6 protein-coding genes are annotated in these 6,279 nt (G+C 60.3%); 2 read left to right on the plus strand and 4 right to left on the minus strand.

Annotation, left to right across the window (positions count from 1 at the left end):
- Positions 1 to 71: 71 nt before the first annotated feature.
- Positions 72 to 452, plus strand: coding sequence for an antibiotic biosynthesis monooxygenase (locus tag VA602_RS17455; RefSeq protein ID WP_054894313.1), 381 nt, complete (start codon positions 72 to 74; stop codon positions 450 to 452).
- Here VA602_RS17455 and VA602_RS17460 read toward each other — a convergent pair.
- The gene (locus VA602_RS17460) at positions 431 to 1,201 is read right to left on the minus strand and encodes an alpha/beta hydrolase family protein (RefSeq protein WP_323453811.1); all 771 of its coding nucleotides are present in this window, start codon (positions 1,199 to 1,201) and stop codon (positions 431 to 433) included. The genes VA602_RS17455 and VA602_RS17460 overlap by 22 nt on opposite strands.
- Entirely contained in the window at positions 1,185 to 2,285 is a 1,101-nt protein-coding gene (locus VA602_RS17465) for a DUF3182 family protein (RefSeq protein ID WP_323453812.1), read from the minus strand. Before VA602_RS17465 ends, VA602_RS17460 begins: the two co-directional genes overlap by 17 nt.
- 191 nt (positions 2,286 to 2,476) lie before the next feature.
- Here VA602_RS17465 and VA602_RS17470 point away from each other — a divergent pair, with 191 nt between their 5' ends.
- Positions 2,477 to 4,285 carry an aminopeptidase P family protein gene (locus VA602_RS17470; protein WP_323453813.1) on the plus strand — a complete coding sequence of 603 codons (1,809 nt, stop codon included), beginning with the start codon at positions 2,477 to 2,479 and terminating at the stop codon, positions 4,283 to 4,285.
- A gap of 42 nt (positions 4,286 to 4,327) precedes the next feature.
- On the opposite strand, the gene VA602_RS17475 is transcribed toward VA602_RS17470, so the two are convergent.
- Complete coding sequence (locus VA602_RS17475; RefSeq protein ID WP_054894309.1) at positions 4,328 to 4,609, minus strand: hypothetical protein; 282 nt, start codon at positions 4,607 to 4,609, stop codon at positions 4,328 to 4,330.
- 185 nt (positions 4,610 to 4,794) lie between these two features.
- Positions 4,795 to 5,682 (minus strand): threonine/homoserine exporter RhtA, encoded by an 888-nt coding sequence (gene rhtA / locus VA602_RS17480; protein ID WP_323453814.1) that lies wholly within the window; start codon positions 5,680 to 5,682, stop codon positions 4,795 to 4,797.
- Positions 5,683 to 6,279 lie beyond the last annotated feature (597 nt).

A 6,279-nucleotide genomic window follows, 5' to 3' on the forward strand; every position in this document is an offset into this window, starting at 1 on the left:
ACCTTGACTTAACTCGAGGTTTTACCCTGCTCGCCATCACGCTGCAAGTACCCCGAGCAAGGAGACTGTTCATGGTGGCCACCCCTCATTCCCTATGGTTTACCCAGATGATCGAGTACGAAGTGCCGGCGATTCGGCAGCAGGCCCTGGCCGAGGCTTTGGTCCTGCGGGCGGAGGAGATCGCCAGCCGTTGCGATGGTCTGCTGGGTGTCAGCATTCAGGCCAGTGTCGATGGCAGTCGGGTGTTGCAATACCTGCGGTGGCAATCGCGCCAGGAGTGGGCGGCTGCCGCGCCCTGTTTCGTCGAGGAGCCGTTCCTCGACCTGTTGCAGCGTCACCAGGCACGCGGTGTCAATTTCACGGCCTACCAGACCTTGCGCAGCCTGGTGCGAGGCAGCGACGGCGGCTTGCATTGCGAGGTCGGTGAGCCTCAGGCGTACCAGGGAGCGTAGTGCGGGTAGCGGTCTAGGCGTGCGCCGATGACCATTTCTCCGATCCATGTACCCAGGATCGAACTGTAGGCTTTCTGGCTTTCCTCGCTGGACAGTGCATGGTCGGCCCCGTCGACGATGCGATGGGTGAGTGAATGGGCGCCGACGAACGCGGAGCGATAGCTCATCAGGGTGTTGTGCGGCACATAGTCATCGTGCTCGGACTCCACCAGCAGGACATCGCCAGCGAACTCGGCGCAGGCGGCCAAGGCACGAGTGTCGGCCGGCCCCAGAATGCGTTGGCGATAGTGATTCAGGCGCTGGCGGTCGAGTGCTTGCTTTGGAGTGTCCCATTCATCGTCCCAGTACAATGCAGGTACCCGCATCGCCAGCCATTTCACGGGTCTATGTGCGGTCAGCAGGGTGGCCAGATAACCGCCATAGCTGCTGCCGATCAGCGCAATGGCGCCGGGATCGACGGCAGGGTGCGAGGCCAGTCGATCGTAGGCGGCCAGCAGGTCGGTGAGGTTCTGCTCACGGGTCACCGTCAATCGCTGGCTTTCGGTCTTTTCGTGTCCGCGCAAGTCGAAGGTCATGCACACGCAGCCCAGCCCGGTAATCTGTCGGGCGCGGGCCAGGTCTCGCTGCTGGCTGCCGCCCCAGCCGTGGACGAAGAGAATGCCGGGCATCTTGCTGCCAGGACTGACCAAAGTACCGGCGATACTTTCGCCCTCGACCTGTAGCTCGACCTGTTCACTCTGAATGGCCATGCTCGCGAATCCGTGCAAATTTGCAGAATTGTCCGAGTTCACTGTCGTCCCCCTCATAGAAAAGTGTGGCGTCGGCCGGAAGTTCAGGCGTGCCGAACACCTCGTGGGTGGATGCGCGTACCTGCTGCAGCGTCGGATCGTCGGCGAAGGCGCGCACGGCAAGAAGCTCTGCGCTGCTGGCGCCACCCAGGCGCCACGATTGCTCCAGGACGCCGCTGCGCAGGTGGCCACGTGCGTCGAGGCCACGGGCGATGTCGTAGTTGCGGCGTGAGGCGATGAAACCAGGGAAGTGTCGTTCCGCCGCTTGCTCGTAGGTCATGGCCTGATTGATAGCCAGGCGCAGATAATCTTCCAGCGGGCGCTGCAGCAGCGCCTGATAGTCGCCGCGTACTACCATCAGATCTGAGCCACCGTAGACGTGTTGGCCCTGATGATCCTGGGTGAGTTGCTGGGTACCGTAGTAGCTGCAGGTGAGGCCAGCGACACGCACTTGGCCAACACTGAAGGTTTCTACTTCATGTAGGTCTTCCTCCAGCACCAGTCCCCAAAGGCCAAGTGCCTTGTCGTCCAAGGTCGCGAGCAAGGGGGCAAGTGCGTCAAGGGTATCGATTACCTGCTGGCCGCGACCGGCACGGGCCAATACGGGTTTGACCCGAACGGGGCCGCTGCGCAATAGCAAGTCGGCTGCTCGTCGAGCGTCGTCCTTGGAAAAGACCGTGTAGCCGCGCAACAGGGCACCGCTGGCCTGTTGCGCGAAGGCGTCAGTCCAGCCCGGCGGAAAGACTGCATTGGCGGGTAGTGGGTGGGAAATGGCTTTGGTCGCCATGTAGGGATGGCTTACCAGGCCGCCGAACAGGTCCTGTTCACTGCGGATGCCCTGCTGCTGGCCGATCAAGGTTTCCGTGGGCAGGTAATAATAGTGGTTGGCCTGGCCGGCCGGTTGTCCAGGGTTGAAGACGGGTATTCCAAGCAATTGCGCCAGGATCTCGGCGAGCTTCTGGCGAGTGGCATATTCATGGTCCGGGGTGCGTTCGCGGGTGTCGAGGAGTACGACGGCGATTTTCGACTCGTGGGGGTGGGCCATGTGCGATCTCATCCGCTGGGGCTGTACGAACTGTGAAATTCCAGACAGCTCGAAAGTTCAGCCCGTTGGACTGGCGGCCGAGGCGCTCCAATCTATCGCAGGCTCTTTGTGGGCGATCCGATTGCGGGCGTTCGCAGCCTGTTCCATTATCCCGACCTGGAACCGTCCAAGATGTGATCGCAGGAGAGCGCATGAGCAGTCCGAACCCCCTTAAGGAATCCATACCGGCACGCCTGGCGCGTATGCGCGATGTCATGGCCAGGGAGGGTGTCGATGCCCTGTTGGTGCCCTCTGCCGATCCGCACCTTTCCGAGTACTTGCCCGGCCATTGGCAAGGACGCCAATGGCTGTCTGGCTTTCAGGGCTCGGTCGGCACGCTGGTAGTGGCCGCGGAATTCGCCGGGCTGTGGGTCGACAGCCGCTATTGGGAGCAGGCAGAAAAGGAATTGGCGGGCAGTGGCATCGAGCTGATGAAGCTACTGCCAGGCCAGCCGGGGGCATTGGATTGGCTGGGTGAGCAGGTTGCCAGCGGCGGTGCCGTGGCGGTTGATGGTGCGGTCATGGCGCTGGCCTCTGCCCGTCAATTGGCAGAGCGCCTGAGCGCTCGCAATGTAAGACTGTTGACTGACCGAGACCTGCTGGTTCAGGTCTGGGGCGATCGTCCGGCCTTGCCTGGCAACCCCGTCTATCAGCACCTGCCTCCCCATGCGACTGTCAGTCGTGCGCAGAAACTCGGAGAGTTGCGTCAGGCCCTGGCCAGCAAGGGCGCCGACTGGCATTTCATCGCATCTCTGGACGACATTGCCTGGCTGTTCAACCTGCGTGGTAGTGATGTTTCGTACAACCCGGTGTTCGTTTCCTTCGCCTTGATCGGTCGTGATCAAGCCACGCTCTTTGTCGGTCAGGACAAGATCAATACTCATCTGCGTCAAGTACTGGCGGCCGACGGTATCCAGGTGCGTGACTACGCGGAAGTTGGCCAGGCACTTGCGAGCCTCGCTGGCGGCACCCGCCTGCTGGTCGATCCGGCACGTGTCACCCAGGGCCTGCTGGACAAGCTCGACAAGCGGGTCGCGTTGGTCGAGGGCATCAATCCGACTACGCTGAGCAAGTCGCGCAAGAGCGAGGCGGACCTGGTTCATATTCGTCAGGTGATGGAGCAGGACGGTGCAGCCTTGTGCGAGTTCTTCGCCTGGTTCGAGGCCAATCTTGGGCGCGAGACCATCACGGAACTGACGGTCGATGAACAACTGAGCGCGGCACGTGCGCGGCGCCCTGACTTCGTCTCGCTCAGCTTCTCGACCATCGCGGCCTTCAATGCCAATGGCGCGATGCCCCATTACCGCGCCACCGAAGAGTCGCATGCGGTGATCGAGGGTAATGGCCTGCTGCTGATCGATTCGGGCGGCCAGTACCTGGGCGGGACTACCGACATTACCCGGATGGTGCCGATTGGTGCACCCAGCCTGGAGCAGAAGAAGGACTGCACGCGGGTGCTCAAGGGAGTGATCGCGTTGTCGCGGGCGACTTTCCCGCGGGGCATTCTTTCGCCGCTGCTCGATGCCATCGCCCGGGCGCCTATCTGGGCCGATCAAGTCGACTACGGCCATGGCACTGGGCATGGCGTAGGCTACTTCATGAATGTGCACGAGGGGCCGCAGGTCATTGCCTATCAGGCGGCAACCACGCCGCAGACAGCCATGCAGGTCGGGATGATCAGTTCGATCGAGCCGGGCACCTACAGACCTGGAGCCTGGGGCGTGCGGATCGAGAATCTGGTGGTTAATCGGGAGGTGGGCAAGAGCGCTTTTGGCGACTTCCTGGCCTTTGAGACCCTGACGCTTTGCCCGATCGACACCCGATGCTTGCTGCCCGAGCTGCTCGATGCTTCGGAGCGCCTATGGCTCAACCGTTATCACGAGACCGTGTGTGAGCGATTAGCGCCCCTGTTGCAGGGCGAAGCACTGGCCTGGTTGAGGCTGCGTACGCAGCCGGTCTGATCGACTGGAACGAGAAAGGGCAGCCTCAGGCTGCCCTTTCGTTTATTTGCAGATGACGATCATGCTACGGCTGGTATAGCCGGCGGGGTTGATCCCGAACACGTAGTCGCCTGGTTCTTCGTCGCTGTCGCTGGAGCGCGCGATCACCTTGTAGCCCTTGCTGCCGCAGGATGCTTGCGCATTGGCGTAGCACTTGTCCCAGGATGATGAAAGGCCCGAGCAGTTGATGTGGAGACCTTTCTTCCCTCGCTTCACCTCGGTCTTGGCTGTAGCGGCACACCCAGCAATGGCCAAGATGGCCAGGATGAGAAAAATACGTTTCATTCCTGTCCTTATCTGGGCGGTGAGTAGTGTCCGCCCTTGTAGTGATGACTGCGTTCTGCCTGAAACTCTCCTGCTTCCGTGCCCGGCTCAGTAGATCGTCTGAAGGTGATGATGCTGTGACAGCTTAAACAGCCTGACAGACGGGTACAAGGCTGAAGCTGTTCCAAATGAAAGTATTTCTCAAATCAGTCAGCCGCTACGGGAGGGTTGCTTTCCTTGCGCATCGACAGTGTGGCCCCGACCGAGGCGGTAATGATTGCTAGGATCGCTAGCCACTGGGTCAGGCTGAGAACCTCACCAAGGAACAGGAGCCCTGACAGTGCGCCGAATGCGGGCTCGATACTCATCAGTGTGCCGAAAGTTCGCGCGGGCATCCGCGTCAGTGCGACCATTTCCAGGCTGTAGGGGAGGGCGGTAGACAGGATCGCCACGGCAAGTGCGACCGGAATCAGTGCTGGAGTGAGCAAGGCACTACCGGCGTGGGCGATACCGATGGGAGCCACGAACAGCGCCGCGATCAATACGCCCAATGCCGCGGTCTGGATACCGTTTTCCGCGCCTGCTCGCTGGCCATATAAAATGTAGAGCGCCCAGCAGACGCCGGCACCCAAGGCGTAGGCCGCGCCGGTCAAGTCGAGGGATGCCCCCGTCTGCCCTGTAGGGATGAGCAGTAGCAGGCCGACGATGGCGAGCGCGATCCAGAGAAAGTCCAGGGCGCGGCGCGAAGCGAAGATCGCTACCGCCAGCGGGCCGGTAAACTCCAGCGCCACGGCGATGCCCAGCGGAACGGTGCGCAACGACATATAGAAGAGGAAGTTCATGCCGCCCAGGGCCAGCCCATAGATGATGACGCTGCGCAGGGTGCTGGCATTGAACCTCGCGCGCCACGGGCGCAGCAGCGCAAGCATGATGATGCTGGCGAAGATCAGGCGCAGTGTTGTGGTGCCCTGAGCGCCGACAACTGGAAACATGCTCTTGGCCAGTGATGCTCCAGACTGGATGGAAGCCATGGCAATCAACAGCAGGCCGATAGGGAACAGCGTGGCGGCCAGGCTGCGGGGCTGGGTGTTCATTTGGGTGGGGCAGTCCTAAATAAGAAGAAAGGGCGAGTTGCGCAATATAGTGCGCAAATCCCAGGGGCGGGTGCAACTGCTCTTGAGCTATGCGCGGGCTAAGCCCTTCATTTCGATTAAGATTTTATGAAATAAAAGGTTGACGCCCTCTCAGATCCCCTTATAATGCGCCCCACTTCCGCAGCAAACGGAACGCAAAACTCCTTGTTAATCAACGAGTTAAGCGAGTTCGGTGAGGCGTGAAGGGCTTCGATCACCTGATCGGCAGCGGTGAAAAAGGCAGTTGACAGCATCTTCGAGTGCTGTATGATTCGCCTCCCGCTACGAGAGATCGCAGCGGGTCAAGTGTTTGAAGCTAAACGAGTTTCTCGGAAAAAACTTCAAACTAAACGCTTGACAGGCAATGAGGAAAGCGTAGAATGCGCGCCTCGGTTGAGGCGAAAGGCTCTTAACCAAACGCTCTTTAACAAATCGAATCAAGCAATTCGTGTGGGTGCTTGTGAGTACGGACTGATAGTCGCCAAGATTATCAGCATCACAAGTGGCCATGCGAGAAATCACATAGTCATTTGAGATTGCTGAGCCAAGTTTAGGGTT

The sequence above is a fragment of the Pseudomonas machongensis genome, from assembly GCF_034961125.1.
Lineage (GTDB): Bacteria > Pseudomonadota > Gammaproteobacteria > Pseudomonadales > Pseudomonadaceae > Aquipseudomonas > Aquipseudomonas machongensis.